The 26,615-nt window shown below is 59.0% G+C and carries 24 protein-coding genes; 9 read left to right on the top strand and 15 right to left on the bottom strand.

The features are described 5' to 3' along the window. Nucleotides 1-4: 4 nt before the first annotated feature. From GS614_RS12850 to GS614_RS12795, 12 genes are all read right to left on the bottom strand, one after another. Nucleotides 5-268 (bottom strand): hypothetical protein, encoded by a 264-nt coding sequence (locus tag GS614_RS12850; protein ID WP_152460375.1) that lies wholly within the window; start codon nt 266-268, stop codon nt 5-7. Further along, nucleotides 225-1,778 (bottom strand): nitrite reductase, encoded by a 1,554-nt coding sequence (locus tag GS614_RS12845; protein WP_171726497.1) that lies wholly within the window; start codon nt 1,776-1,778, stop codon nt 225-227. Before GS614_RS12845 ends, GS614_RS12850 begins: the two co-directional genes overlap by 44 nt. Beyond that, on the bottom strand, nt 1,753-2,967 hold the full coding sequence (nirJ, locus tag GS614_RS12840) for a heme d1 biosynthesis radical SAM protein NirJ (RefSeq protein ID WP_171726496.1): 1,215 nt from the start codon (nt 2,965-2,967) through the stop codon (nt 1,753-1,755). The genes GS614_RS12845 and nirJ overlap by 26 nt, the downstream gene beginning before the upstream one ends. Before the next feature lie 3 nt (nt 2,968-2,970). Then, a complete protein-coding gene (locus GS614_RS12835; protein ID WP_171205198.1) occupies nt 2,971-3,453 on the bottom strand; it encodes an AsnC family transcriptional regulator in 483 nt (160 codons plus the stop codon). Continuing rightward, entirely contained in the window at nt 3,450-3,899 is a 450-nt protein-coding gene (locus GS614_RS12830) for an Lrp/AsnC family transcriptional regulator (protein WP_171726495.1), read from the bottom strand. Before GS614_RS12830 ends, GS614_RS12835 begins: the two co-directional genes overlap by 4 nt. Beyond that, nucleotides 3,896-4,885 (bottom strand): AsnC family transcriptional regulator, encoded by a 990-nt coding sequence (locus GS614_RS12825; RefSeq protein WP_171726494.1) that lies wholly within the window; start codon nt 4,883-4,885, stop codon nt 3,896-3,898. Before GS614_RS12825 ends, GS614_RS12830 begins: the two co-directional genes overlap by 4 nt. 3 nt (nt 4,886-4,888) lie before the next feature. Continuing rightward, nucleotides 4,889-6,034, bottom strand: coding sequence for a cytochrome D1 domain-containing protein (locus GS614_RS12820; protein ID WP_171726493.1), 1,146 nt, complete (start codon nt 6,032-6,034; stop codon nt 4,889-4,891). Beyond that, on the bottom strand, nt 6,031-6,414 hold the full coding sequence (locus tag GS614_RS12815; RefSeq protein WP_171726492.1) for a cytochrome c: 384 nt from the start codon (nt 6,412-6,414) through the stop codon (nt 6,031-6,033). The genes GS614_RS12820 and GS614_RS12815 overlap by 4 nt, the downstream gene beginning before the upstream one ends. Then, nucleotides 6,407-7,168, bottom strand: coding sequence for a uroporphyrinogen-III C-methyltransferase (cobA, locus tag GS614_RS12810; RefSeq protein ID WP_152460367.1), 762 nt, complete (start codon nt 7,166-7,168; stop codon nt 6,407-6,409). The genes GS614_RS12815 and cobA overlap by 8 nt, the downstream gene beginning before the upstream one ends. Nucleotides 7,169-7,366: 198 nt before the next feature. Beyond that, a complete protein-coding gene (locus GS614_RS12805; protein ID WP_171119356.1) occupies nt 7,367-7,768 on the bottom strand; it encodes a plastocyanin/azurin family copper-binding protein in 402 nt (133 codons plus the stop codon). Nucleotides 7,769-7,823: 55 nt separating this feature from the next. Further along, nucleotides 7,824-9,608: a NapC/NirT family cytochrome c gene (locus tag GS614_RS12800; RefSeq protein ID WP_171330814.1), complete on the bottom strand. Its 1,785-nt coding sequence runs from the start codon at nt 9,606-9,608 to the stop codon at nt 7,824-7,826. A 124-nt stretch (nt 9,609-9,732) separates the two neighbouring features. Beyond that, nucleotides 9,733-11,409 (bottom strand): cytochrome D1 domain-containing protein, encoded by a 1,677-nt coding sequence (locus GS614_RS12795; RefSeq protein WP_171726491.1) that lies wholly within the window; start codon nt 11,407-11,409, stop codon nt 9,733-9,735. 245 nt (nt 11,410-11,654) lie between these two features. On the opposite strand from GS614_RS12795, the gene GS614_RS12790 reads away from it, so the two are divergent. Next, the gene (locus GS614_RS12790) at nt 11,655-12,851 is read left to right on the top strand and encodes an NnrS family protein (RefSeq protein WP_171726490.1); all 1,197 of its coding nucleotides are present in this window, start codon (nt 11,655-11,657) and stop codon (nt 12,849-12,851) included. 18 nt (nt 12,852-12,869) lie between these two features. Here GS614_RS12790 and GS614_RS22175 read toward each other — a convergent pair whose 3' ends face one another. Then, nucleotides 12,870-13,982, bottom strand: a complete 1,113-nt coding sequence (locus GS614_RS22175) for a Hint domain-containing protein (RefSeq protein ID WP_253285363.1) — start codon at nt 13,980-13,982, stop codon at nt 12,870-12,872. Between the two features lie 267 nt (nt 13,983-14,249). On the opposite strand from GS614_RS22175, the gene GS614_RS12780 reads away from it, so the two are divergent. Genes GS614_RS12780 through GS614_RS12755 form a run of 6 tightly spaced genes read left to right on the top strand, consistent with a single transcriptional unit; the run spans nt 14,250 to nt 19,666 of the window. Further along, the gene (locus GS614_RS12780; protein WP_152460362.1) at nt 14,250-14,699 is read left to right on the top strand and encodes a cytochrome c; all 450 of its coding nucleotides are present in this window, start codon (nt 14,250-14,252) and stop codon (nt 14,697-14,699) included. Between the two features lie 16 nt (nt 14,700-14,715). After that, nucleotides 14,716-16,083: a cbb3-type cytochrome c oxidase subunit I gene (locus GS614_RS12775; RefSeq protein ID WP_152460361.1), complete on the top strand. Its 1,368-nt coding sequence runs from the start codon at nt 14,716-14,718 to the stop codon at nt 16,081-16,083. A gap of 5 nt (nt 16,084-16,088) precedes the next feature. Then, the gene (locus GS614_RS12770) at nt 16,089-16,898 is read left to right on the top strand and encodes a CbbQ/NirQ/NorQ/GpvN family protein (RefSeq protein WP_371419757.1); all 810 of its coding nucleotides are present in this window, start codon (nt 16,089-16,091) and stop codon (nt 16,896-16,898) included. A gap of 8 nt (nt 16,899-16,906) precedes the next feature. Continuing rightward, nucleotides 16,907-18,829: a nitric oxide reductase activation protein NorD gene (locus GS614_RS12765; RefSeq protein ID WP_171726489.1), complete on the top strand. Its 1,923-nt coding sequence runs from the start codon at nt 16,907-16,909 to the stop codon at nt 18,827-18,829. Beyond that, nucleotides 18,826-19,374, top strand: coding sequence for a cytochrome c oxidase subunit 3 (locus tag GS614_RS12760; RefSeq protein ID WP_171638691.1), 549 nt, complete (start codon nt 18,826-18,828; stop codon nt 19,372-19,374). The genes GS614_RS12765 and GS614_RS12760 overlap by 4 nt, the downstream gene beginning before the upstream one ends. A gap of 4 nt (nt 19,375-19,378) precedes the next feature. Further along, a complete protein-coding gene (locus GS614_RS12755; protein WP_171666325.1) occupies nt 19,379-19,666 on the top strand; it encodes a cytochrome C oxidase subunit IV family protein in 288 nt (95 codons plus the stop codon). A 54-nt stretch (nt 19,667-19,720) separates the two neighbouring features. Here the strand turns inward: GS614_RS12755 and hemA are convergent, their stop codons facing one another. Beyond that, nucleotides 19,721-20,944: a 5-aminolevulinate synthase gene (gene hemA, locus GS614_RS12750; RefSeq protein ID WP_171726488.1), complete on the bottom strand. Its 1,224-nt coding sequence runs from the start codon at nt 20,942-20,944 to the stop codon at nt 19,721-19,723. Between the two features lie 187 nt (nt 20,945-21,131). On the opposite strand from hemA, the gene GS614_RS12745 reads away from it, so the two are divergent. Both GS614_RS12745 and GS614_RS12740 read left to right on the top strand, forming a co-directional pair. Next, nucleotides 21,132-21,824, top strand: a complete 693-nt coding sequence (locus tag GS614_RS12745; protein WP_152460355.1) for a Crp/Fnr family transcriptional regulator — start codon at nt 21,132-21,134, stop codon at nt 21,822-21,824. A gap of 206 nt (nt 21,825-22,030) precedes the next feature. Further along, complete coding sequence (locus tag GS614_RS12740) at nt 22,031-23,038, top strand: D-cysteine desulfhydrase family protein (protein WP_171726487.1); 1,008 nt, start codon at nt 22,031-22,033, stop codon at nt 23,036-23,038. An 85-nt stretch (nt 23,039-23,123) separates the two neighbouring features. Here the strand turns inward: GS614_RS12740 and GS614_RS12735 are convergent, their stop codons facing one another. Continuing rightward, a complete protein-coding gene (locus GS614_RS12735; protein ID WP_171726486.1) occupies nt 23,124-26,492 on the bottom strand; it encodes an AAA family ATPase in 3,369 nt (1,122 codons plus the stop codon). Between the last annotated feature and the right edge of the window lie 123 nt (nt 26,493-26,615).

Raw genomic sequence — 26,615 nt, 5'->3', positions numbered from 1 at the left:
GCACCTACCCGTCGGCCTCGTCCATCAATCCGCGCAGCCACCGACCGGCCAGCCATGCCGCAGGAATGCCCAGCGGAATCGACCAGAGGATCGCCGGCACCGGTTCAATTGCGCCGAACCCGACGCTGTGCAGGATAAGCCCGAGCAAAAACAGGTTGATGGCCACGGTCAACGCCGTGGCCGGATACAGCAGAATGGCCAGTTTCCAAACTGGCCATTTCCCCTCAGTGGCTGGTTCCTTCCGAGAAGGTAATCTTGTTCCAGACATTGTATTTCCCCGAAGGTTTGCGCATCGGCAGGCGGCGGATTTCCTCCAGCGTCTGCGCGTCGTAGACGATCACCGCGCCGTCATCTTCCCAGATCGAAACCAGTGCGTGGCTGCCATCTCTGGTGAACTCGACATGGGCCACGGTCTTGCCCGGCGCAGGGCGCAGTGTTTTCACGATTTCAAGGCTTTGCTTGTCGATGACGTGCATCGCGTCCTTGTTGGGGCCAAAGAAAACGTCTGCCCAGACATAAGGCGAATTCTCATGGCTGCGCATGAAAAACCCAGGGCCTTCGGTCTTGATCCGTTTGATGGTTTCCCAGCTTTCCATGTCGATCACCGACACGGCGCCGTCTGTCAGGTGCGGCGTGGCCATTACGGTCGTATCGCCGTGTTTCCATGTGATCCCCGAGCCCAGATGCGGCATTCCAGGCAAATCCAGATCGGCCACCTTGTGCCCGATCACCAGATCAATCACTTGCCCGCCCTTGCCATCGCGGGACGCCCCCATGACATATTCATAACTCTGGTCGAAAAAGAAGTCGTCCAGATAGTCAGCCGTGGTGATCTTGCGCACAGGGAAAGGATCAGGGTTCTTGAACTGACCTTCGATGCGGAAATCATGACCAAGCCCGGATTGCGGGGGATTGGCGCCGTAGAACACTTCCCAAATTTCGGGTACATCCTTCAGTGCCAAAACAAAGCTTTCCCGCGGGGGGGCCTGGTAGACCGCAGAGACGCGGCTGGGCAGGCCCTTCTTGCTTTTGACCTCGATGACCTTTGCTACGGAAAGGTCTTCGGTGGACAGCACCGTCAGGCTGTTGGGCAGGTAATTCGCCACGGCCACCCATTTGCCATCGCCCGACATTGCGATGTTGCGGCTGTTCAGGCCGGCACGCACACGGCCCACCTGTTTCAGCGCCCAGATGTCGTACTTCTGGACCCACCCGTCGCGGGACATGATGAAGACATACCGCCCATCCGGGCTGAACTTGGGGCCGCCATGCACGGCGAAGGGGGTTTCGAACCGGTCCAGAACCTCGAACGTGTCACCGTCCAGAACGCTGACATGGTGATCTCCGGTTTCCACCACCAGCGTAATGTTCATCGGGTCGCTGTCCCAGACAGGCGCATCCACCGGTACATATTCCTCGTCCAGCGTCCGGCTGGCCAATATCTGGGCCTCGCCCCATTCGGGGTCGGATTCCAACGGCGATTTCAACCAACCGGCCAGCTCTTCGATTTGCAGAGCATCCAGCTCGTGCGAGAAGGCCGGCATTTGTGTCGCCGCGCGCCCTTCCGCGATTACCGCAGCAACCCGGGGACCCCGCATGCGTTTGAGCGTTTCAGGGATCAGCGCGGGGCCAACCCCGCCCAGACGGTTCTCGCCGTGGCATGAGGCGCAATGTTCGGCGTAATCCGAATGGGCATCTGCCCAGGCGGTGCCCGCCAGCAACACCGAGCACAACGTACCGAATGTGAGTGTCTTAAAAGAACTGATGCGCCGGATCATGGCTTTTCCCCCGAAACGGTGTGACCTGAAGGCGTTCCCCTGCATCATCCACACCGATTTCCTGGTTGGACAGGTAACAGGCCGGATCCTCGGCCCAGGGATCACCGGTCAATTGCAGGGCGCGGATGCGGGTATTGCCGCCGCACACGTCGTTGAGTTCGCAGGCTCCGCAGCGCCCCTTCAGCGGGCGTGGGCGGGTGCGGAGCATGGCAAGCATCGGATCATCGCCGGTCCAGAGTTCGGAAAACGATTTGGTCTTTACGTTGCCCACCGTGTAGTCAGACCAGTAAGTGTCCGGATGGACCCGGCCGAGATTGTCGATATTGGCGACGCCCAAACCACTTGAGTTTCCACCCCACGCGGCTAGGTGCGCGCGCACATGTGCAGCCTTTTCGGCGTCGAAATGCGTGCGAATCCAGTTCAGGAAATACCCGGCATCAGCGTCGTTGTTCCCCGTCACGATATCCAGCGGACGGCCGCCCGATGCGGCTTCCCAGGCGCGTTCCAGCAACAGATCCAAGCCTTTGCGCGTGCGCTGATGCGCGGCATCTTCGCCCCGGTTCTTGTCGCCGCGCCCCGCATAGACAAGATGCGACAGGTAGAACTTGTCGACACCTTCATCATCACAAAGGCTCAGCAAGTCAGGCAAGTGATGTTGCGTGCCTTCGGTCAGGCAGAACCGCAGGCCAACCTTGATGCCGCGCTTTTTACACTCTCGCACGCCGCGCAGTGCGTCCGCAAAAGCGCCCTCGACGCCGCGAAACCAGTCATTCGTCGCTCCGATCCCGTCCAGCGAGATGCCGACATAGTTGAAGCCCACATCCGCTATCATATCGGCGGTTTCGTCATAGATCCGGGTCCCGTTGGTCGACAAGGCCAGCATTGGCACCAGATCACGGGCGCGTTTTGCAATGTCGAAGAAATCGAACCGATCCAGCGGTTCCCCACCCGAGAGGATCAGGGCCGGGACGCGAAACTGGCCCAGATCCTCAAGGGTTACCATGGCTTGCTCATGGCTGAGCTCACCCGGGAACGCGACATCCGCCGAGACGGTGTAGCAATGGCGGCACTTCAGGTTGCAGCGCCGCGTCAGATTCCAGATCACAACCGGCTTTACCGGGCCGGGGCGCCGTTTGCGCACCGGTGTCGGCTTGACCAGCTGATGCATGTATTCGGTCAGGCGGAACATGTTTCAGCCTTTCTGTTTCAGGCGCAGCCCGGTCTTTTTCAGGATGCGCGTCGAATAGAGGATGTCGCTGCCGCGGCAGGCCGATCCCAGAATCGCGGCGATCTGGCCGCGTTTGTCCTCGACCTCGTCGCGCGAGCTGCCATGAACCATGGCGAACAGGTTGTAGGGCCAGTCTGGCAGGGCGCGGGGCCGTTCATAGCAATGGGTGACGAAAGGCAGTGCCCCGATATGAGCACCCAGTTCGGTGATCAGGTCATCCTGCACGTCCCAGACGGTCATGCCGTTAGATGTCATTCCCAGCTTGTAATGGTTGGGGGCTGCTGCGATCCGTCGGATCACCCCGCGCGCCTTCAGCGCGGCCAGCCGGTCCAGCAATGCGGCCTCGGTCAGGCCCAGATCGGCAGCGACCTGCGCATAGGGTGCGGCCACCAGCGGCAGTCCCCCTTGGAGCGACTCGATAATCTGTCTGTCTGTTGCGTCGATCATGCCGCCACCCGGAAGCCGATGAAAAATTCCTGAAGTTTGGGGAAACGGAGAACACTGATCCCCGTTTCCCGTTCGATGGCATCGGCGGTGGCCTCGATCCCCTCGGGTATTTCGGTGGCCAGCACGAACCACATGTTCAGCCGGTGCGTGCGTTCATAGTTATGTGCCACCTCGGGATGTGCATTGACTTTGGTCAGGACGGTTTCGAATTCTTCGTCTGGAACGGCCATTGCGCAAAGGCAGAAAGCCCCACCCATGGCCGCGGCGTCGAAAAACGGACCAAAGCGCGTAATGACGCGGCCATCTTTCATGCGGCTCAGACGCGACAGCAATTCCGCCTCGGACAGGCCAAGCTCTGCGGCGACGGTTGCGTAGGGGTGTGAAGTAAGCGGCAGATCCTCTTGCATACGATTCAGGATCGCGCGATCCGTTTGGTTCAGCGTCATGCGGCGACCTCCTTTGCCTGAATCAGCGCGCCGGTCTGTTTGAAACAGCGGGTTGAGAACAGGACCTTGTTCCGTGCTCCGGCCAATTCGGGCAATGCAATCGCACCGGCCAGAACATCCAAAGCCTCTTTGCGTGTGCGGGCGTGGATCATGGAATACAGGCGATATGGCCAGACATCGGGAACCGGATTACGCTCATAGCACAGGGTCACCCCCGGGAAGGCGGCCAAAGCCGGACCCGCGGTTTCAATCTGTTCTGCCGGCAGATCCCAGACCACCATCGCATTGGCCGACCAGCCAAGCGCCCGGTGACGCACAATGACGCCGAGCCGCGAGATTATTCCGGCGGCATGCAGGGCTTCGACCCGCTCCATCACGTCTGTCACATCCCGTTTCAGCGAACGAGCCAGAGCGGCGTAGGGTTCTGAGACCAAAAATAGCCCGGAACTCAGAGACTGTAGCAGGCAACGATCGCCCTTGCGCATGACGGATGCATCGACCTTTCGTGCCGTGGGTACGTTTTTGGCTCCGCCTGTCATGCGAAAACCAAGATCCACGTTGAAAGGGCGCACCAGCCGCAGGTCCAGCACCTGCAATCCGGTGGATCGACTGATCCGCGCCAGGGTATCGTTGACATGCGCGCGGTCCGGTCCGGTCGCGACAAACCACAGGTTCCAAGCGTCTTCGCGTTGATAATTGTGGTTCACCCCGGGCTCGGCATCGATCAGGGCGGCGACCTCCTCCAACCGATCTTCCGGAGCCGCCACGGCAGCCAGGGTGCTGGCCGTCACCGCGCCGGGCGTGATGGTGGCGCCAACCCTTGTAATACGGCCTGTGGCGCGCATTCGGGACAAGCGATGAATGACTTCGGCTTCGTCCAGCCCGAGTGCGCTACCCAACATCTGGAACGGTCTCTCGGTGATCGGGAAGTCGCGCTGAAATTCGTCCAGCAGGCGGCGGTCGATCGGGTCCGTGATATGTCGCATCGGTTACAGCCCCGTTCTGTGCGCACGGGCGGTGAAGAAGATGCCGGACGGGCTGTCCGCGTCGATCTCGCGCAGTTTTTCAAAACTGTGCGTGTCGTAGACCATGACCTTGTTGGCATCGCGCACGCTGATCCAGACTTCATGCCCGCGTGGCGTGAACTCCATGTGCAAGACCGCCGGGCCGGGCTTGAGTTCGTGGATGATCTGTTTGCTGACACTGTCGATCACCTGAATGGTGTCATTCAGCGGGTGGGCGAAATTCACCCAGACCTGCCGCCCATCGGGACGGGCCATGGCAAAGACCGGTTGCCCGTGGGTTTTGGTCCTCCCCGTTTCGGTCAGAGTGTCGGCGTCGATCCACAGAACCTCATGATGGCCGACAGCGGGCAAAACGAACTCGCGGCCCGTCAGCGCCCAGCCTTCCAGATGAGGCATCTTGTAGACCGGCATTTCTTCCTGACCACGCCCGTAATCGGGCAGAACGCGGATCGGTTCGGGGGTTTCGGCCCACAGATCCAGCGCGGTCAGGCCGTCCTCGCCGAACAGACCGGTGATATAGGTGCGGCCATTTGCAGTGATCAGCGCGTCATAGGGGTTCTTGCCCATGTCCGGGATCTTGGTGATCTCTGGTGCGCCTTTTGCGAAATCGGCAATCCAGGTTTCCCCAGTGTCCCACATCGTGAAAACGAACCGCCGACCCGGCGCATCGACCAGGCCGATGGTTTTGCTGTCGGTCGGGATGTCAGCGATCATCTCAAGCGTGTCCGCATCGAATACGCGCACGCCACCGGGTTCGTAATTCGACACGGCCACCAGCTTGCCATCGTCCGAAATCGCCCCGCCGATGGCGTTGCCGGCCTGCACGACGCGGTTCACGATCTGGCGGGTCACGATGTCGATCTTGGTCAGCCCGCCGTCGCGGCCAAACACATAGGCAAACCGTTCATCGGGCGAATAGACCAAAGACGCATGCGACAGATCACCCAATCCCTCGATCCGGGCCAGAGCTGCGCGGTCGGATTGATCCACAAGAAGCACCGAGCCCTTGGCGCGTTCGATGACCAGGCCAAGGTCGCCTGTCGCGGTCGGTTCAGCCTGCGCTGTGGTGATCATCAATGTGGCTGCAAGGCCAAGAATGAAGTGTTTCATTGTGCCTCCTGTTCCAGCAGGTAACGGGCGATCCATTCGGCCTCTTCTTCACTGATCAGGGGCCGCCACGGGGGCATTGCGGTGTCGGGGATGCCGTCAAGGATGACGCTGGTCAAAACATCCGCGTCGTAGTGTTCAAGTGTCTCACTGCGCAGATCGGGACCAAGACCGCCCTTCAGGGACAGGCCGTGACAGGAACCGCAATCCTGATGCACAAGTCTTTTCAGGGTGTCGGGATCGATGACATCCGCCGCGAAGGCGGAGGTCGCGGCCAGAACCGCAATGGTCAGACCGGTTCGCGCCGCCCACCCCGAGCGACCCGGCGATCTGTCGGTGCATGTTGGGACAGTCCCCTGATCTCGTCTTCCCAGCTTAGCCATGGGCCTGTTCCAGAAGCTCGGCCACAGGCCGTTCGGCATAAAGCGAAACCACCTTGCCAATGATAAACAGCGTCGGCGCCTTCAGGTCGGCTGCACGCACATCCGTGGCCAGTTGGTCAAGCCGTGACACTAGACGACGCTCATCAGGTGTCGTGGCCTTGCCCACCGCCAGAACCGGCGTCGAGCCCGGCAGGTTTTCGGTCATCAACCCCATGGCGATCTGACCGATATTAGCGACGCCCATATAGACCACCAGTGTCGAGTCCGGATCGGCAAGACGTTTCCAGTCCAGATCCAGCACTTTGTCGGCCTGCCGATGTCCGGTGACATATTGAACCGAAGTCGCCAGCCCGCGATGGGTCAGCGGCACACCCGTCGAACAAGACGCCCCCTGGGCCGCCGTGATGCCCGGTGCGTATTCGACAGCGACACCGCGGGCCATCAGATAGGCAGCCTCTTCCGAACCGCGACCAAAGATCATGGGGTCGCCGCCTTTCAGCCGGGCGACCGTGTGACCTGCGCTGGCTTCTTCAAGCAGTATTTCGTTGATGCGGTCCTGCGGAACGGTGTGGCATTTGGGGGCCTTGCCGACAGGGATCAGCCTGGCGCTTTCCGCGTGCAAGTTCAGAATGTCGGCGGACACCAGCCGGTCATAAACCACGACATCCGCTTCTTGCAGCATCCGCAGTGCGCGCAGGGTCATCAGCTCGGGGTCGCCGGGGCCTGCGCCAATCAGAAAAACCTTACCGCTCATGTGCAAACTCGCTTGGTCTGAAAGTCTTCGAGACCCGGTATCCCATGCAGATCCGTTGCGTTTGCAAGACGTTGCTGGGTGAGCCGGGCGTGTCATGGGGGAAGATTGGCCCAATCGAAAACCAACCTCCTTGACATAAGTTAAGGAGCGCGGGATTTGCGCCCGCGCTCCTTCATCCTGCCTGTATTGTGCCTTGTTTCAGGGTTCGACGGTGATCATTCCGATCATGTTCTGTGTCTCCCAATGCGGGCCGCACAGATAGTCCTGTGAGCCGGGCGTGAGAAAGGTCAGTTCAACAGATTCCTCGGGGAACAGGCGATCACTTTCAGGTTGGCTGCCATCCTTCAACAGGACGGAATGGCTGGTGCGTTTGTCGACATTCACCCATCGGACAGTTGTACCTGCCTTCACGGTCAATTCGGATGGGCAAAAATTGTATTTGTACATCAGCACCACTTCGGCGTCTTCGACGGCCGACGAAGGCTGACCGAACAACTCGACATAGCGCTCTTCGGCCTCGGCGCAGATTTCGGCGGTTTCGTCCGCCCAGGCGGGCGCGGCCAGAAGCAGCAGCGCGGGAAGAAGGCGTTGGGGTTTCATGGTCCATGTCTCCTTTCCAAAAGTGGCCGGGGCCGGTTGACCCGGCCCCGATCCGTCATTGTTTGACCACGTTGATGAACGCGCTGTCATCATCCAGCGCCAGGCTGGTATTCAGCGTCACGTGGTGGAACCTTGCGGCGGTAAAATCGTCGTGGATGGCAAAGCCAACGGTATAGGTCTTGCCCGCCTCCAATGGCACATCACCGGGCGCGCCCGAATTCAGGGGGCGCGTAAACACCACGGTCCACATGCCACCGGACAGCTCGGCCGATGCGGCGATTTCACCATCATTGACCACGCGCTGCTCCAACAGATAGCCATTGGTGGCGCTTCCGTCGGCGTAGACACGCATCAGGTCAAGATAGGTGCCGTCGGCCAGATACTGCTCGATCTGTTCCTCGGCCTTCAGTTTGTCCCAGCCTCCCAGGGCCTTGCCACGGCGACCCTTGACCTCAACATCCGTGCGGCTTTCGCTGATGTATTTGGTAACGGTGTCCGTGGCATTGAGGCGACCGGCAACATCCGCATTTGCCGCGATCGCATCCGCTTCGGGCGCAAAAGGCATATAGGTGTTGTCGGCGTGGCACGAAGCCCAGCATCCCACCTGATCGCCCAGCTCGATACCAGTGCCGGTAATCATCATGGCAACCTTGATCTGGTTGTCCGGGTCCATCTTGCCGCCATCGACGAACGGGGCAGGGTTGTGACCCGCGTCCGGCCATTGCAGGCGAATGTACAGGTTTTCGTCGTCATGCGCCGCCTGAACGGTTGCGTCGATGACACCGCGTTTGCCCGGAATCGGGGTCGGTTCCAGATCTCCACCCGCAACGATCTTGTTGCCGATGGTGTCCAGTTCCTTGGCGTGACAGGTGGTGCACTGATCCCCGCCTTTGGTCAGGGGGCGCGCGCCACCATGGAACTTGCCGTTCTGGACCCATTCAAACGAGGCCTGACCAGGGTAAAACAGTTTCAGATCCGCCGCGGCCACTGCGTTCCAGTCGATGTTGGACCCAACGTCGCTTGCTCCGCCAGAGGGCGCCGCGGCGTCTTCACCGGAGGTTTTTGCGCGTTCTTCATCCAAAGCAGCGTCAACAGCCGCTGCGATCTGGGCCTGAACGGCCTCTTGCTGAGCCTTTTTGGCGGCTTTTTCTGCTTCTGCTTCAGCGGCCTCTTTGGCTTCAATCTTTTCGAGACTGGCCAGATATTCCGGGGGGATGGGCCGGATGAAGTCCGGATTCGGTGCTTCAAGCTTTTCCAGATACTCTTCGTCCGCCCGGTCGCGTGCATCCGAGTGTGCAATCCCCTTGTGGCAGTCGATACAGGTCTGTCCGACAGTCATCGCATTGAGGTGCTGCTGACGGGCGCGTGGTTTCTGGAATTCGGGCATCATCGATTCGAAATCGTGACAGTTGCGGCATTCGCGCGAGTCTGTGGCCTTCATCCGCTCCCATTCGTTCATGGCCAGATGTACACGTTTGGCCTCGAACTTTTCACGGGTGTTGATGGTACCGACCATCTTGCCATACAGCTCTTTGGACGCCTTGATCTTACGGATCATCTTATGTGTCCAGTCTTTGGGAACATGGCAGTCGGAACAAACAGCCCCCACACCCGACCGGTTCACGTCATGGATCGTGCCGGTATATTCTTCGTAAACAAAATCTCGCATCTCGTGACATGAGATGCAGAATTCCTTGGTGTTCGTGGCTTCCATTGCGGTGTTGAACCCGCCCCAGAAGATGATGCCGGCGGCAAAGGCCGCGGCGATACCGGCCACAGGCATTCCCCATAGGAAATACCGGCGCCAGATCGGTTTTTTCTTTTCCGGTTCGGAGGTCATATCCGGGCTCCGTTTTGGCTGTATTGTCTGGCCCTTGGTGGCAGGCCGGTGAGTTTGGCTGATGACTCAAACAAGGAAAGGGCGGGCGAGGGGCCCGCCCTTTCCTGTGGTCGTCCTGACCTCGTCAGGTGACGTGGTTCGACCGGTTGTAGACGTTGAACTTGCCGGTCGGGGCATAAAGCCCATCGATGCGGCCGATTTCTTCCAGCGTTTTGGCGTCGAAGATCACGATCTGACCATTGGGTTCCTTCGAGTCCGACAGGTTCCACTTGGAAACCCATACCTCGGTACCGTCAGCGTTGAATTCGAAGTGAACAGCGGCGCTGCCTTCGTCTTCAGTGATCTGGATCGTCTTCACGATTTCGCCGGTTTCTTTCGAAATGACCTGCACGGATTGCTGCACTTCCGGTTCCGGATGCTTAGTCTGGTCAGCCCAGATGTAATCCGAGTTCGGGTGGGTGCGGACGAACAGGCCGGGGCCGTCGGTTTCCACTTCGTAGCAGACTTTCCAGGCGTCATCCGGACGGTTTTCAGGATCGTTGCCCCAAACGGTCACGGTACCGACACCAAGGTGGGTTGTGCCCGCCACAGGGCCACAGTTCGGGTCGACCCAGTTGGCGCCCGGACCAGGGTGCGGCAGCGCGGCTGTGTCGATCATCGCCTCAAGCTTGTGGGTTTCGGTATCGACAACCACCATCTTGTTCGACGCGTTTGCGGCGATCTGGAAATACCGGCCTGTCGGATCGAAGAACCCGTCATGCAGGAACTTGGCGCTGTCGATCTTGTCGATCCGAAGGTTGTCCAGATCGGTGTAATCGACCTGCCACAACTGTCCCAGCTCTTTCACGGCAACGATCCAGGTGGGTTCATTCGGAGTGGTGTAGATGGCTGCCACACGGGCTTCTTCCACATACTCACCATCAACGTTCACGCCGCGGGTCGATACGACCTTGACCGGTTCCATGGTCTTCGCGTCAACGATTGCAAAGTGCGGCGGCCAGTAGCCACCACCGATGACGTATTTACCATCGCCGGAAACGGCGACGTCACGGGCGTCATATGCAATCTTGACTTCGGATACCAACATCTTGTCCGGCGTCTGCCAAAGGTCGATCTTGGTCATCTTGCCGTCGCGACCCATTGTGTACCAGAAGCGACCGGGGTGTTCCGGCTCGGTCAGGCTGTGGTGTTCGGACGCTTTCAGAACGTGCACGGCGTAGCCAGTGGGGATGTGGGTCAGCACCTCTTTGGTGTCGCCGTCGATCACGGCCACCTTGCCTACGTCACGTTCGATGACGACAAAGAAGTTTTCCCAGTTGCGGCCGTGCAGCGGCTCGGTCGGATAGTCCTCTTCTTCGACATAGACCTTACGCGTCGCCATCATCTGTTCCAGCGACATTTCAGGTGGTTTTGGCGGCTCCATCATGATGTAGGTCGCCATATCCTTGATTTCCTGCTCGGTCATGATGTCCGAGAAGTTGTTCATGCCGCCTTCGGTTCCCCAGGCGATAATCTTTTCAAGGCGTTCCTGTCCCAGTTGCAAGGTGCCGCCTTCGGTTACAGTGCCGTCGGCTGCGGTCTTCTTCCAATGCGGTTCCAGGGTTTTACCCGTGGCCCCTTTGCGCAATACGCCGTGGCAGCCTGCGCATTGTTCGAAATAGAGCTGTTTAGACGATTCAAAGGCTTCTTCGCTCAAAGTTGGCTCTTCGGCGAAGGTCGGAGCAGCGACGCTGCCCAACAACATTGCCAATCCGACCCCTAAGGCGCGGCCGGGTTTGTTGTAGCTGATTCCAAGTGACATGATCACTCTCCATATGCGTGGTGAGGCGGTGTCGAGAGTGAAACATCACGTGGATGTCATCCTTGACCAAAGTCAACGGCAAGGGTGCAGACAAAGCACTTTGGAAAGAAAACACAGATCAAAACCGCCAATAAATCTTGTGTTTCTCACACATGTTTAAGCCCAGTCTTGATTTTGGTTAAGGGCGCCGGGTCATGCGGGCACTACACATTGTTCAACGGCGGGAAAAGCTATGGAGAGCAGGCATGACAGCTGTAATCGCGCGTGTTTTCAGTGAAGGGTTCCGGGTCTTTTTTCTTTCGGCGGGTCTTTACGGTATGTTTGCAGGAGTCGCGTGGGGCGTATGGTTGGCGTCGCTCGACGGGCTGATGCCCTACATGGAACAGAGTTACGCGATGCCGCCGGTGATGTGGCACGCGCATGAGATGATTTTCGGGTATGCAACGGCCGCCTTGGGGGGGTTTTTTCTGACCGCCGTGCCGAACTGGACCGGTGCGCCCGAGGCGCGGGCCCGCTTTATCACGCTTGTCGCATTGATCTGGATGGCCGGGCGTCTGGCGGTCTGGTTTTCCGGAGTGTTGCCACCTCTGTTCGTCGCACTCGTGGACCTGAGCTTTGTTCCCATTCTGGCGCTGAAGATTGCCAGTCAACTGGTTCGTCGGCCCAAGCCCCAGAATATGGTGTTTCTGTATCTTCTGGTTCTGATGTTGGCCTCGAACGTTATGGTTCATTTGGAATGGATGGGGGTCACGGTGGATACGCTGAACACCGGTATCCGGGCCGGGCTTTTGACCTTGTGTTCGATGATCGCGATCCTGGGTGGCCGGATTACGCCGGCTTTTACACGCAATGCCATGAAAAGAGCGGGTCAACCCGAAGCATCGTGGCCGGTATCCGTGGCCTGGCTGGACAGGGCGACGATGATTCTGGCGCTGTTGCTGCCCCTGCTTGTGCTTGCACTTGATGTCGGGCCTGTTGCGGGGGCCGTTGCTTTGGTGATGGGCAGTGTTCAACTGATGCGCATGGCGCGTTGGAGAACAGGCTGGGCCTTGCGTCAACCGATCCTGATCGCGCTGCATCTGGGTCTGGGGATGCTGGCGCTGGGTCTGATTCTCTGGGGGGTGGCGGCCATCGGGATGGGAAATGAGATCGGCGCGCTCCACGTTCTGGGCATTGGTTGCGTTGGTGGCATGACCCTTGCCGTAATGAGCCGCGCCGCCTTGGGCCACAGCGGTCGCCCCCTTGTCGCGCCAAAGCCCATGGCGATTGCCTATGGTTTGATGGCGGTTGCAGCGCTTGTGCGTTGGCTGGGATCCGACATGACAGGAGGGTACATGACGGCGATGCTGACAGCGGATGGATTTTGGATCGCGGCAATGGGGCTGTATCTGTTTGCCATGTGGCCTGCCCTGACCGGCCCCCGCGCCGTGCAACAGCCCTGACGCCTGTTCGGGCGGCGCTTATCGTTCAGCGACCAGTGGCCGCGCGTTCTTGATATGACGATGGACCAAAGCCCGAGCGCGTTTCCCTTTTTCCGGTATCCGTCGTGCGGCCAGCGGAACGTAATTGCGCTGATCCAATTCAGGGAACAATTCAAGAATTTCCGCCCGTGCGTTCGGGTGAACACTGGACAAGGCCTGCGCACCGGTGAGCAGGCTTTCGGAAGGTGCGCCTTCCGCATAGATGATCTCGTGACGGTCGAACAAAAGATGGACATAGGTCACAGCACGGGTGTCATCAGCGATTGAAATGCCGGGCACGCCGACAAGAATGTGAGCAGGAACAAGAACCTCTTCGGCGTCGAACATTCTGACGGCAATCGGCGACCGGACCAGCATACGGTGTTGCGGTGACACGAAAAGATCACGCTGGGGCAAGTGATCGCCCAGTGACCCGGCCTCGATCCGGATGGGCTTCAGCCTGGGACGGGCGCGAAGCGCCGCTTGGTCCAGATGTCGCGTGCCGATCCAGCGTATGTGTTGCGGTCCGTTGTCGGCGGTGACGACCACGTCACCCACCTTCAAATCCTCGATGGGCCTCGGACCTTCTGGAGTCATTATCAACGTTCCGGCTACGAAGCACGGCACGTCAATGATAGTGGTCGGATCAGTTGTGTCAGGAGCATTGGTCGGCGTAACATTCACGATGTTCATCGAGTATGTCGTGCCGGGCACAAGGGGTTCAGAGGTTATGTAACCACCCAAAGTTCCGTCAACTTCCACACGATAAACTGTAATAGTACCCCCGCCTGGTTTGGACAGAATATAGGATTCTTCCAGGTAAATTGGGCCACTAAGAAAGGTGGTCGAGCCATCAAGGGTGGTGATGGTGCCGGTTTGCGTCAGATCATCGCCGTCTTCGTTGTCGAAGCGGTCGCCGTTGAAAACATCGCCAGTATCGACAATGGGTGGTCCGCCGCCGTTTTGAATAAACCCACCGGCTGCGTCTGTCACGCTGAACAAACGACGATCCGTGTCAGGATCAAAATTGACATCCAATGTAACCGTATCCGGCCCAATCGTATTCACCGTGATTACGCCGGGCGTATAACCGATATAGGAATAGTTTGCCATTTTAACCCATCACTCTCTGACACGGAATTTACACTTGTTCTCTCAAGCGCTTGGATAACTCCGCTATACTAAAATGTCGACGCGACATTCCTCACGATTGGTTCAGATATCAAGGCGAACCCCAGGCTTTTTCGTGGTCCTTGCTGTTTGTCAGGCATCCGACCTCGTTCCAGAGCATACTTGAGAAGTCTTGACTTTCGTTAAGGCACTCCCGCGTCCCGCCCGTCATGTTGCAGACACTAGCTAATCTGCGCAAAGGAGAGCGCAATGCGAGACGTCATGACAAAGAGCATGGCCCGCAATATTTTTTATGGCGGGTCACTGTTCTTCATTCTCATCTTTCTGGCCCTTTCGGCCCATTCCCACTGGTATATCGTCAATTCCGAAAATGCCGCAAAGCTGGATGACAGTGTGGTCCGGGGCAAGCATGTCTGGGAAAAACACGCCTGTGTGAACTGTCATTCGATTCTGGGTGAAGGGGCCTACTTTGCTCCGGAAGTCGGCAACGTGATGACCCGCTGGGGCGTGCTGGACGACCCGGAATCAGCCTTTGAATCCCTCAAGGGCTGGATGGAAGCACAACCGACCGGCATTCCCGGTCGTCGGCAAATGCCCAATTTCAACCTCAGCGACGAAGAACTCCGTGACCTGACCAACTTCCTGATCTGGACGGACAACATCGACGCGCAGGGCTGGCCGCCCAACGAGGCAGGCTGAGAAAGGGAACGAAACAATGAAATACGAATCCCAAAAAATCGCCTATGCCTACTTTGCGGTAGCCATGGCGTTGTTCGCGATACAGGTGATCGGCGGCCTTCTGGCCGGTTTCATCTATGTATTCCCCAATTTCCTGAGTGAGCTTCTGCCGTTCAACATCGTGCGGATGCTGCACACCAACTCTCTGATCGTCTGGCTGATCCTGGGTTTCTTTGGTGCGGCCTACTTCCTGATCCCGGAAGAAGCCGAGCGCGAGATCCACTCGCCCAAGCTTGCCTATCTACAACTGATCATCCTTGTTGTCGGCACGTTGGGCGTGGTCGTCACCTATGTCTTCAACCTGTTCGAAGGCAACTGGCTGCTGGGCAAAGAGGGGCGCGAGTTCCTGGAACAGCCCAAATGGGTCAAGGCCGGTATCGTCGTGGCTGCATTGATCTTCCTTTACAACGTGTCGATGACCGTTCTGAAAGGCAAGAAGACAGCCATTACCAACATCCTGCTTCTGGGCCTTTGGGGTCTGGCGCTGCTGTTCCTGTTCGCCTTCTACAACCCGGGCAACCTGTCGCTGGACAAGCAATACTGGTGGTATGTCGTCCACCTGTGGGTCGAAGGTGTGTGGGAACTGATCATGGCCTCGATCCTGGCCTATCTGATGCTCAAGCTGACCGGTGTTGACCGTGAGGTGGTCGAAAAATGGCTATACGTCATCGTCGCCGCCGCACTGTTCTCGGGCATCCTTGGCACAGGTCACCACTATTACTGGATCGGCACGCCTGCATACTGGCAGTGGATCGGTTCGATCTTCTCGAGCCTCGAGGTGATCCCGTTCTTTGCGATGATGGCCTTTGCCTTCGTCATGGTCTGGAAGGGCCGTCGTGACCACCCCAACAAGGCCGCGCTGCTGTGGTCGCTGGGCTGTGCCACGCTGGCTTTCTTCGGTGCCGGTGTCTGGGGCTTCCTGCACACGCTGCACGGGGTGAACTATTACACCCACGGCACGCAGATCACCGCAGCCCACGGCCACCTGGCCTTCTACGGCGCCTATGTCTGCCTCAATCTGGCGATCTTCAGCTATGCGATGCCGATCCTGAAGAACCGTGATCCCTATAATCAGGTTCTGAACATGGGCTCGTTCTGGCTGATGACCAGCGGCATGGTCTTTATGACCTTCGTGTTGACCTTCGGAGGCACCGTGCAGACACACATGCAGCGCGTGGTCGGAGACTACTTCATGGACGTACAGGACCAGATCGCGATCTTCTACTGGATGCGTCTTGGCTCTGGTCTGGTCGTTGTCCTTGGGGCGCTGCTGTTCATCTATTCGATCTGGGTTCCCCGCAAAGAGGTCATTGAACCCGGCGCAGCTGAAACCCCTGCGGAGTGATGGATATGGATGGCTCCATGAACCTGAAAGAGGGGGCGGCAAACGCCCCCTTCTACCTGCCCCAGGGCGATGAATGCGATGTCTTCACCGCCGCTTACAAAAACGACCTGCCGGTTCTGCTGAAAGGCCCGACGGGCTGCGGCAAGACCCGGTTTGTGGCCCATATGGCTGCGAAACTTGGCCGCCCGCTTTATACAGTGGCCTGCCACGACGATCTGGCCGCCGCCGACCTGATCGGGCGCTACTTGCTGAAGGGCGGCGAAACCGTCTGGGTCGATGGCCCTCTGACCCGCGCGGTGCGCGAAGGTGCGATCTGCTATCTCGACGAGGTGGTCGAGGCGCGCAAGGACGTCACCGTCGTGCTGCACCCGCTGACCGACGATCGGCGCATCCTGCCGATCGACCGCACCGGAGAAGAGCTTGAGGCCGCGCCCGGCTTCATGCTGGTGGCCTCGTACAACCCCGGCTATCAGAACATCCTGAAAACCCTCAAACCCTCGACCCGGCAGCGGTTCATCTCGCTGGAATTCGACTTTCCCTCACCTCAGATGGAAGCCGAAGTGGTCGCGCAGGAAAGCGGCCTGCCGCTGGAACGCTGCAAGCCGCTGGTGCGGCTGGCGGGCAAGCTGCGCGGGCTCAAGGGTCAGGACCTCGAGGAGGGCGTGTCCACCCGGTTGGTCGTCTATGCCGCGACGCTGATCGCGCAGGGCATGTCCACCGACCGCGCCATCCTTGCCGCCATGATCGAACCTCTGACCGATGACGAGGATATCAAACGCGGGCTCCTCGATCTTGTCACCGCCGTCTTTGGGTGAGGCCGGCGATGGTCAGGATCGACTTTGAGCCATGGGAACCCGAAGAAACGATCGGGAAACTGTGGCACACCCTTGCCAGCCGCCTCGATGCACCCCAGGTGCATGTTGGAGCCGCGGTCGACCTTTCCGAGGTCGCGGGGCGGCTGGCAGTCCTCTTTCGGGGGCTTGGGGGTAGTCCGGGCGTTGAATTGCGCCCGGTCTCACCCGAGGTTTCGCGCCACCGCCTGAGTTGGCGCCGCAAACTTGCAACCGAAGTGGAATTGATGCCGCGCGCCTCGTTCGACGGAGAGGTTTTGCGTCTGCCCGACCGTCTGGCAGTATTTCCCGCACGCGAGGCAAACGGCGCGCTCTTTGTCTGGTTGGCCGCCGCCGCCGCCCATGCCGGAACCCGAATTGACGAAGATGATCCACTGCGTGCCGACCTGCGTGCCTTGATCGCCGCCCGGCATATGGTCGAGGCGACTCTGGACGATGCGCCTGGCTTGCGTCCGCTGTATACCGAGCTGTGCAAGGGCGTGCTGTATCAGCGCGACATCCCCAGCCTGCCGCCTGCCGAGGCCGCGGTTGAAGAACTGATCCGTCATATGCTGGGCGATCCCAAGCCCCTGTCGGATCAGGCCGAGCACCTTCTGGCACTTGACGACGACCTGATCGCACCGCGCGGCTATCAGCCGATGCGTCCGGTTCCCCTGTGGCCGGAGTTGCGGGCAGTTGGGTTCTCGGAACACAACGAGGTTGAAAACCCCGATACCGAAGGCCCGCCAGAGGAATCCGGCGAAAAGACACACCGTGCCCGGCGCCGCAAATCGGATCAGGCCGAGCGCAGCGACAGTTTCATTCTGCACAAGTTCGAAGCCATCCTCAGTTGGGCCGAGTTTCTGAATATCAACCGTCGCATCGATGACGACGATCCCGACAACGCCAAGAAGGCGGCTGACGATCAGGAAGAGATCGGTCTTGGCCAGATTTCCAAGGCGCCGCCTACCAAGTTGAAGCTTCACCTTGATCTGGCGCCCGAAGACGTCAACCGCGAACGCCTGTCAGGCCGTATTCTATATCCCGAATGGGACGTGCGGACGGGTCAATACCTGCCGGATCATGTGAACGTTCTGCTTTCGGAAGCCGATATCCGCGACGATGCCGCCGAGTTCGGCAAGGATCCGGCCACTGCGCGCCGCATTCGCGCCGTCAAGCGCCAATTCGAGGCGCTGCGCCCGGGGCGCGTGATGACCCGGGGCCATCTGGACGGTGACCAGCTGGATATGGAAGCCGCCGTTCGGGCGCAGGTTGACCGCTGCGCAAATGGTGAAGGGACGGAACGCGTCTGGATGCAATCCCGCCCCGAGGCCCGCGATCTGGCGGTGTCGATCCTGCTGGATGTCAGCCGATCCACCGAAAGCGCGGTCACGGGGCGTGCCGTGATCGATATCGAACGCGAGGCGCTGGCGGCCTTGGCGTGGGGCCTCAACGCTTGCGGTGACGATTTCGCCATTCATGCGTTCAGCTCCCTCAAGCGTCAGCGCGTCTATGTGCAGCGTTGCAAACGGTTTGACGAACCGATGGGAACCAAAGTTGAACAGCGCATCGCGTCGCTGCGCCCCGGACATTATACAAGGTTGGGCGCGGCAATCCGGCACTGTTCCTCAGATCTGGCCAGCCAGTCCCGCAAGCGCCGATTGCTGCTGGTTATCACCGACGGCAAGCCAAACGACCTGGACCATTACGAGGGGCGTCACGGCATCGAAGATACCTGCATGGCCATACGCGAGGCGCGCCGGGCCGGACAGTCGGTGTTCGGCGTTACCATCGATAAAACCGGCAAAAGCTGGTTTCCGCGCATGTTCGGGCAGGGCGGTTTCGCCGTCATCCCAGATCCGCATCGCCTGACCATGGCCCTGCCGCAGGTCTATCGCCAGTTGGTCGGCGCATGAGTGATGCCTCTCTGATCGACGAACTGCCGGGCGAGTTCCTGATGTGGGTTCTGATCATTTCGGAACTGCTGGTCTTTGGCGCGGGGATGATCGCCTTCATGGGGGTACGTCTGACCGATCCGGCGGGCTTTGCCGAGGCGCAGTCGCATCTGCATCGCACGGGTGCGGCCTTGAACACCGCGGTATTGGTGACATCCGGCTATCTGGCCGCACAGGCGCTGCATTGGCGGCGGAACATGCAACGTTTGCGGGCCCGATTGGCGTTGATCCTTGCGGCGCTTCTGGGTGTCGTGTTCCTGATCATCAAGGGTGCGGAATACGCCGACAAGGCGTCTCAGGGGATAGGATACGAAACGCATCCATTCTTTCTGTTCTACTATATGTTGACCGGCTTTCATGCCGCGCATGTCCTCGCCGGGGTTGGAATTCTGTTGCTGGTAGCCTGGCGCGACGACCCCAGTAGCGTCGAAGCGGGCGCACAGTTTTGGCACATGGTGGACCTGGTCTGGATCATGCTGTTTCCAGTGATCTATCTGTTGGGATAGTCAGATGGCCCAACCTTCATCTTTGACCAAAGAACCTCGCCAAGGGCCGCCGAACCCTCTGACCCAGGCCTGGCTTGCGCTCTTGGCCCTCAGCGTGGGATCCGCGCTGCTGACCTTGATTGGGGCACCAACCGCGATCATTGCTGGCGGTATCCTGTTGCTGGCGCTGATCAAGGCCCGCGTGATCCTGAAACACTATCTGGATTTGGAGAACAGCCAAAGCTGGCTGCGTGGGTTCACCATGGTATTGACGGGATTTTCAGTAGTGATCTTTGCGCTCTACCTGATCTGAGGCAAAAAAAATGCCGCCCCGAGAGGCGGCATAAGTCAAGCAAAGGGGGGCTGGTTACTGAGCGGCCTGTGGGATCCGCGCGATCTGACAACGCTGCCAGAGCGCCGACAAGGCACCAACCAGATGATCGATATCCTCATCTGTGTGGACCGGGGACGGCGTGATCCGCAAACGTTCGGTGCCCTTGGGGACAGTGGGATAGTTGATCGGCTGGATGTAGATGCCGAATTCTTCAAGAAGCGTATCCGAGATGAACTTGCACTTCACCGGGTCGCCCACCATCACCGGGATGATATGGCTGGGGTTCGGCAGATGCGGTATCCCTTCCGCATCCAGACGGGCGCGCACCTGATCCACACTGGCCTTTTGCAGATCACGCTCGGCGCTTGACTGCTTCAGATGCCGGATAGATGCGGCAGCACCGGCCGCGATCGAAGGCGGCAGGGCCGTGGTGAAGATGAAGCCGCTGGCAAAGCTGCGAACGAAATCGCACAGCGCTGCCGAGGCTGCGATGTACCCACCAACCACGCCGAAGGCCTTGCCCAGCGTGCCTTCGATCACGGTCAGGCGATCCATCAGGCCCTCACGCTCGGCAATACCACCGCCGCGCGGGCCATAGAGGCCGACGGCGTGAACCTCATCCAGATAGGTCATCGCGCCGTATTTGTCGGCCAAGTCGCAGATTTCCTTGATCGGCGCGATATCACCATCCATGGAATAAACGGACTCAAAGGCGATCATCTTGGGCGCGTCGGGGTCGGCAGCGGCCAGTTTGGCCTCCAGATCCGCAAGATCGTTATGTTTCCATATCACCTTCTGCGCCCGTGAGTGGCGGATGCCTTCGATCATCGAGGCATGGTTCAGCGCATCAGAGAAAACGATCAGACCGGGGATCTTCGCAGCCAGCGTTCCCAGAGCGGCCCAGTTTGATACATAGCCCGAGGTGAACAGCAAAGCGGCCTCTTTGCCATGGAGATCTGCCAACTCTGCCTCAAGCAGCACGTGGTCATGCGTCGTGCCCGAAATGTTGCGCGTTCCGCCCGCACCGGCGCCACAACGCTCCAGCGCATCGTGCATGGCGTTGATGACCGCAGGGTGTTGCCCCATTCCAAGGTAGTCATTCGAGCACCAGATGCGCACATCTCGCTGGATCGAACCATCGGTCTGGCGTGCGTTCGGGAAGGCTCCGCAACGTCGCTGCAAGTCGATGAAAACCCGATAATTCCCTTCATCTTTCAAAGCGTCGAGGCTCTGGCTGAAAAATCGCTCGAAATCCATCTGACATGCTCCCCGGATAACTGGCTGTGAACCGACCCTAGGGCAGCGACGGGCCCCGTGACATGACAATTGTCAAGTTGATCGTCAAGAAAAAGACTGGCACTGCCACGCCGGCTTTGGCATAGCAGGGCATTGGGGATGATATCCCGGGCCATCGCCCGGACTGGATGAAGAAGGGAGTGCCTTCATGTCACACGAGGCACAAAAGGCGATTGCGCGGCAGTCTCTGCTTCTGCGCAGCCTGCCGGATCAGCATGTGGATACTTTGCTGCGGCAAGCGATTTGGCGGCAATATGACCGTGGCGAGACGATCTTTCTGCAAGAGGAAGAAGCCAAGGCCGTGCACGTCGTGCTGGCGGGTTGGGTCAAGCTGTTCCGTATCTCTCCGACCGGGGCGGAAGCGGTGGTGAGCGTTTTCACCCGCGGAGAAAGCTTTGGTGAGGCCGTTGCGCTGCGCAACGTGCCGTATCCCGTGTCCGCCGAAGCCGTTTCAGCCTGTGAAGTGATGCACATTCCCAGCCCGGTGCTGCTGTCCCTTATGAAGGAAGACCCGGAAATCGGCGTTTCAATTCTGGCTGCGACATTCACGCATCTGCATGCTCTGGTGGCGCAGCTGGAACAATTGAAGGCGCAAACCGGGGCGCAACGCGTCGCAGAGTTTCTGTTGAACCTGTGCGATCGCGATTCCGGTCGCTGCGAGGTGGAACTGCCTTACGACAAGATGCTTATCGCCGGACGTCTTGGGATGAAGCCCGAAAGCCTGAGCCGCGCGTTTTCGCGGTTGAAACCCGTTGGCGTCAAGATCAACAGGAACCACGCGGATATCGCCGACATGGACGATTTGCGCAACTACGCCGAAAGCGACACCAGCGAGAGGTGATTGATCACCGGCGGCCGGACCGTTCGGCGCTGCAAATTCACGGAAAACCCGTTATCCGAAACTGGCCAGCTCCTACGGGGGCTTCAGTCGGGCGCTTTTGCGCGTGACCGGCTGTCTTCCACGCTTTCCTAAACCTCACTATCCTGATCAGCAGTGCCATCCATCGGCACGAGTCTTTTGCATGAAAATGAAGGGGCACCTGGTCCATGATAGACGCAGCGCTTTCAAACTATCCCCGCGCAAGGTTGATGACATCGGTTACCCCGGTCGAACGGCTTGAGCGTCTTTCTGACCAATTGGGGCTGGATCTGTGGATCAAGCGCGACGACCTGACCGGGCTCAGCTTCGGCGGAAACAAGACCCGCCAGCTGGAATTTTATATGGGCGAGGCGCTGAGGCAGCGGGCGGACACCATCCTGATCACAGGTGCCGTGCAATCCAATTTCGTGCGCACCGCGGCAGCTGCGGCGGCAAAGCTGGGAATGTCATCCGTTCTTCAATTGGAAGACCGCGTGACGAATATGGGAGAGTACTACCATCGATCCGGGAATGTTCTTCTGGCACAGCTTCTGGGGGCGGAACATATTGGCTATCCCAAGGGTGAGGACGAGGCGGGCGCGGACGGCGCTCTTCACGGACGCGCCGAGGAACTGGTTGCCATGGGTCGGAAGCCATACGTGATCCATCTGGACATAGATCACCCTCCGCTGGGGTCATTGGGCTATGTGGCGGGGGCGGCCGAGTTGCATACTCAGATCAGCGATTTCGACGCCGCAGTGGTGCCGTCGGGAAGCGGGGCAACCCATGGTGGGTTCCTGGCCGGATTGCGTTTGGTCGGACAGACTGCGCCTGTCTACGGCATATGCGTGCGTCGCGATCAAAACCAGCAGCACGCGCGACTGCAAAACGTCCTAGGGCGATTGGCGACCATGATGGGTTTCGACCCTGCTTTGGTCATGGAAGACATCTATACCTGGGACGGCGCCTTGGCGCCCGGATATGGGCGGATCGGTCGCGCAACCCGCGAGGCGTTGACCCTGATGGCGCGCTCCGAGGGCATCTTTCTTGACCCTGTTTATTCCGCCAAAACCTTTGCAGGGCTTCTTGGACTGGTTGAACAAGGCGCCATCGAAAAAGGCCAGAAAGTTGTTCTGCTGCACACGGGCGGTCAACCTGCGCTGTTCGGATATCAGGACGAGTTGCAACCAAGTTGACGCAGCGAAGCTTTGCGCCTGTGGTCCTGCGGGGCGACAGGATGGATGGAAGGGTGCTGCCCGCCGAACTGGCCGGGTAAGTACCCTACGACACTTTCGATTGATTGAGCAAAGACATGGCCCGCGCGACATCGCGGGTCTGCGCGCCGCCAACAATCATAGCCAGAATCTTTCCAAGATCAGGCGGCGAGGCCGGTGAGCAGCCAAAGCGGTCGCAAGTTTGCACGTAATCCACCGCTGTGCGCAGTTCGAACATTATTGCCTGCTGTTTGCGTGCGGTTTCCAGAGCCTCCGTGAACAGATCATCTGCGGCAGTGTCCATGGACCGCACCAACGCCTGTATCCGATCCGTCTCGGGCTGAGCCCAGGCTTCATTGGTCAGAACCTGCTGTTCACGGGCTTCATCCAGCAGGCGCTGAGCCGCCTTCGGGTCGTTCGCCTTCAATGACGCTTCGGCAAGGGCCGTCAGGAACACCGGCTTGTAGTTTCCGGCCCCGCTGGCCCACCAGGCTTCGGACGCCTCGCGCATTGCTCGGATCGTTTCCGGGCCTGGCTTGATCTGCGCGTCCGCCCAACACCGCCAAACATTCGCCGTCAGTGTCATGAAGGGGAAGGTGTGTTTGGTCGCCAGTTCCTCGAGGCGCGCGGCAACGTCGTAAACCTGTTCAGGTTCACGCCGCAACAGGTGCAGCATACACAGATATGTCAGCGTCTGTGCCAGGCTATGAGCGTGATTGAGTTTCTGCGCCGCCGAGATCGCCTGATGCTGAATCTCGAGCGCGCGGTCGGGTTCTCCGCGCAACCAGACCGTCATGCTCAGGAAGCAGGATGTAATGGCGGCATGATCCGTGCCGTAGACATAGGCAAGACGGCTGTGCTGCTGAGGATCATACAAGCGCAACGCTTGTCGCAGATGTGCATAGGCGGCGTCCTGCTGCCCGATATGCAACAAGACGGCACCCATGGCCCGATGGGCAATCATTATGTGATGCGTTTCGTCGGTCAGCTTGGACAGGTCCAGCAACTGCGCCGCGACGTCCTTGGCAAGGTCGTATTCGCCGCGGACCAGATGATACGCATAGAGACCATTGAGCACAGGGAACAATTGTTCGGTTTCGCCCAGCCGATTGCACAGGTCGCGGATCCGGGCATACACCGCACCCGTTTCATCGGCCGCGATGCCAGCGGTCGAGCGCAGAACGCCGGCCCGCAATGTCTGGATCTTGGTTTCCATGCGGTCGCGGTCAACCGAGTCTTCCTGCTGTTCAAGCAACGCCAACGCACGCCCCAACTGAGTGACTGCTTCAATCCCGGCCGAGCGTTCAACGGCACGTTGCCCGGCCAGATACCAGTGTTCTATCGCTTCGTCCGGCATATCTGCCATCGTGTAGTGATGAGCCAGAATTTCCGGACCGGCAGAGTTTTCGCGCAACGAGGCAGAGTTCAGTGCTTGGACCACACGCGCATGCAGCGTTCGCCTCTCGCGTTTCAGCAGGCTGTTGTAAGCGGTGTCGCGAATGAGAGCGTGACGATAACTGAACGTTTCCTCGGGCTCTGAGGCTGAAACAATCACGATCCCGGCATCCACCAGCAAATCCAGACCGGAACGTAACGCCCGTTCATCAAAGCGGGACACGCTTGCAATCATCGGATAAGAGAATTGCGGGCCAATGACAGCGCCGATCTGTGCCACTTCCTTGGCCGAGCTCAGTCGATCAAGACGAGCCATCAACGCGTCATGCAGTGTTTTCGGCACAGTGGGTGATGGCGTGGACCGGTCGATCGTATAGGCGTCGGCGCGTTCGGTCAGAAGATCGGATTCCAGCAGATCCTTCGTCACCTCTTCTACGAACAGCGGGACACCGTTGGATCTGGCGGCAATCAGACGGTGAATTTCGTCCGGGACGGTCTTGCCTTTGGCAACATCGTTCACGATCTCTTTGACCTGCGCGAAATCCAGTTGTTGAAGCGCGACGTGCATCAGGTTGCGTGATTGTGGCCAACCCGAATCAAAGCCTGTCCGATAGCTCATGACCATCAGCAGGCGCGCGTCCTCTATCCGGGTTACAAGCTGATCAAGCAGAGTCTTTGTCGTTGGATCGATCCAATGTGCATCTTCAAACAGCAACAGGGTCGGGGTTTCCTGCGCCATGCCGATCACATGGTTGACCAGCATGTCCAGCGTCTGCTTCATGATCTGCTCAGGGGTCAGATCCAGCGGGCCAAGCCTGTCTTCAAACGGGACCGACAACAGTGCCGCAGCCAGTTTCAGTGACCCTTCAGAAGGATCGCCCAGAACGCCGTGGATCTTGTTCAATTTTTCGTCCGCACTGTCACCGGCCCGCAGTTCGGCCGCGTTTTCAAGCTGGCGAATGATCGGGTACAACGCGCTTGCGTCATGAAAGGGCGAACACTGAAATCGAAGCTGTCGGTGTTTTGCGTCCGGGATCGTGCGGCGAAGCTCTTCGATCAGCCTGGATTTTCCTATGCCCGCCTCGCCCGAGACCAGCACCACCTGACCTTGACCCTGACGGGCCAGCTTCCACTTGCTTTGAAGGGTTTCATGCTCCTGCGCGCGCCCGACCAATGAACTCATCCGGGCGTCGTCTGCCGCAAGAAAACGGCTGAGAGTCTGGCGCGTGCCGGTGACCTGCCAGGCTTCGACCTCTTTGGCAAAGCCTTTCAATTGAAACGTGCCACGGCGCACATATTCGAACGCATCACCCGCCAATTCCCGTGTCGTCGGCGCGACGATCATTGTCCCCGGATCAGCCATCGATTGAAGCCGTGCGGCAAGGTTCGGGGTCTCGCCCATGGCGGTGCCATCCTCGAACATCTTCTCTCCCCGCAGGTCACCGACGACAACCAGGCCGGTCGCGATCCCTATGCGGACTTCAAGATGAGCATGCGTGCGGATTTCCGGAATTTCGCGAACGATCCGAAGACCTGCATGAATGGCGCGTTCCGGGTCGTCTTCATGCGCATGCGGAAAGCCAAAAAACACCATGATGCCGTCGCCATAGTAACTGGCGATATGCCCGTCAAAAGCGGCGACCGCAGCGGCGCAGGTCTCTTTGAACAGCCTCAGAACCTCGGCCAGATCTTCAGGATCCAGCTTTTGCGATATCGCCGTCGATCCAACAAGATCGATGAACATGACTGTCAGCTGTCTGCGCTCTGCAATGATGTTGGGTTCCTGATGCGTGCGATGTGATCCCGCAGGCTGCCCGGTTTCAACCCGTATTGCTTTCAGAAAGCGGCGCCTGGGTCCAAGGGGCAGCCCGATCGTGACAAGGTCATCGTCGCTCAGTTCCGGCAGATCACCCAGTTCGACCTCGTGCCGGTAGAAGGCATCGACATATTTGTACAAGCCGTTTCGGATCAGCCATTCATCAATTTCAGCCATTTGACCACCATGCATGGCCGCGACCAGGCCGATCCAAGCATTCCCCATTTCCCTCTGGTTGAAAGGACCAGCCCCGGGCGCAGTCCGGGAAAACACCACCCTATCAAGGACGACACGCGAATTCCGGTCAAGTGTTCAATTTAAGGGTGAGGAAATTTCATTGCGCGAAAC

Origin of the sequence: Ruegeria sp. HKCCD6604, assembly GCF_013110635.1 — a bacterium.
Classification (GTDB): domain Bacteria; phylum Pseudomonadota; class Alphaproteobacteria; order Rhodobacterales; family Rhodobacteraceae; genus Ruegeria.
Note: the sequence above shows the minus strand (reverse complement) of the source record. Positions and strands in the feature narration are given on the sequence as shown.

Bases quoted from the DNA above. Each gene is read 5' to 3' on its own strand.
- GS614_RS12760 (WP_171638691.1), top strand. From the start codon at position 18,826: ATGAGTGATGCCTCTCTGATCGACGAACTGCCGGGCGAGTTCCTGATG.
- GS614_RS12745 (WP_152460355.1), top strand. From the start codon at position 21,132: ATGTCACACGAGGCACAAAAGGCGATTGCGCGGCAGTCTCTGCTTCTG.
- GS614_RS12830 (WP_171726495.1), bottom strand. From the start codon at position 3,899: ATGACGCTGAACCAAACGGATCGCGCGATCCTGAATCGTATGCAAGAG.
- GS614_RS12790 (WP_171726490.1), top strand. From the start codon at position 11,655: ATGACAGCTGTAATCGCGCGTGTTTTCAGTGAAGGGTTCCGGGTCTTT.
- cobA (WP_152460367.1), bottom strand. From the start codon at position 7,168: ATGAGCGGTAAGGTTTTTCTGATTGGCGCAGGCCCCGGCGACCCCGAG.
- GS614_RS12780 (WP_152460362.1), top strand. From the start codon at position 14,250: ATGCGAGACGTCATGACAAAGAGCATGGCCCGCAATATTTTTTATGGC.
- GS614_RS12850 (WP_152460375.1), bottom strand. From the start codon at position 268: ATGTCTGGAACAAGATTACCTTCTCGGAAGGAACCAGCCACTGAGGGG.
- GS614_RS12835 (WP_171205198.1), bottom strand. From the start codon at position 3,453: ATGATCGACGCAACAGACAGACAGATTATCGAGTCGCTCCAAGGGGGA.
- GS614_RS12795 (WP_171726491.1), bottom strand. From the start codon at position 11,409: ATGTCACTTGGAATCAGCTACAACAAACCCGGCCGCGCCTTAGGGGTC.
- GS614_RS12775 (WP_152460361.1), top strand. From the start codon at position 14,716: ATGAAATACGAATCCCAAAAAATCGCCTATGCCTACTTTGCGGTAGCC.
- GS614_RS12820 (WP_171726493.1), bottom strand. From the start codon at position 6,034: ATGAAACACTTCATTCTTGGCCTTGCAGCCACATTGATGATCACCACA.
- GS614_RS12755 (WP_171666325.1), top strand. From the start codon at position 19,379: ATGGCCCAACCTTCATCTTTGACCAAAGAACCTCGCCAAGGGCCGCCG.
- hemA (WP_171726488.1), bottom strand. From the start codon at position 20,944: ATGGATTTCGAGCGATTTTTCAGCCAGAGCCTCGACGCTTTGAAAGAT.
- GS614_RS12735 (WP_171726486.1), bottom strand. From the start codon at position 26,492: ATGGGGAATGCTTGGATCGGCCTGGTCGCGGCCATGCATGGTGGTCAA.
- GS614_RS12805 (WP_171119356.1), bottom strand. From the start codon at position 7,768: ATGAAACCCCAACGCCTTCTTCCCGCGCTGCTGCTTCTGGCCGCGCCC.
- GS614_RS12825 (WP_171726494.1), bottom strand. From the start codon at position 4,885: ATGCGACATATCACGGACCCGATCGACCGCCGCCTGCTGGACGAATTT.
- nirJ (WP_171726496.1), bottom strand. From the start codon at position 2,967: ATGTTCCGCCTGACCGAATACATGCATCAGCTGGTCAAGCCGACACCG.
- GS614_RS12770 (WP_371419757.1), top strand. From the start codon at position 16,089: ATGGATGGCTCCATGAACCTGAAAGAGGGGGCGGCAAACGCCCCCTTC.
- GS614_RS12845 (WP_171726497.1), bottom strand. From the start codon at position 1,778: ATGATCCGGCGCATCAGTTCTTTTAAGACACTCACATTCGGTACGTTG.
- GS614_RS12740 (WP_171726487.1), top strand. From the start codon at position 22,031: ATGATAGACGCAGCGCTTTCAAACTATCCCCGCGCAAGGTTGATGACA.
- GS614_RS12800 (WP_171330814.1), bottom strand. From the start codon at position 9,608: ATGACCTCCGAACCGGAAAAGAAAAAACCGATCTGGCGCCGGTATTTC.
- GS614_RS12815 (WP_171726492.1), bottom strand. From the start codon at position 6,414: ATGGCTAAGCTGGGAAGACGAGATCAGGGGACTGTCCCAACATGCACC.
- GS614_RS12765 (WP_171726489.1), top strand. From the start codon at position 16,907: ATGGTCAGGATCGACTTTGAGCCATGGGAACCCGAAGAAACGATCGGG.
- GS614_RS22175 (WP_253285363.1), bottom strand. From the start codon at position 13,982: ATGGCAAACTATTCCTATATCGGTTATACGCCCGGCGTAATCACGGTG.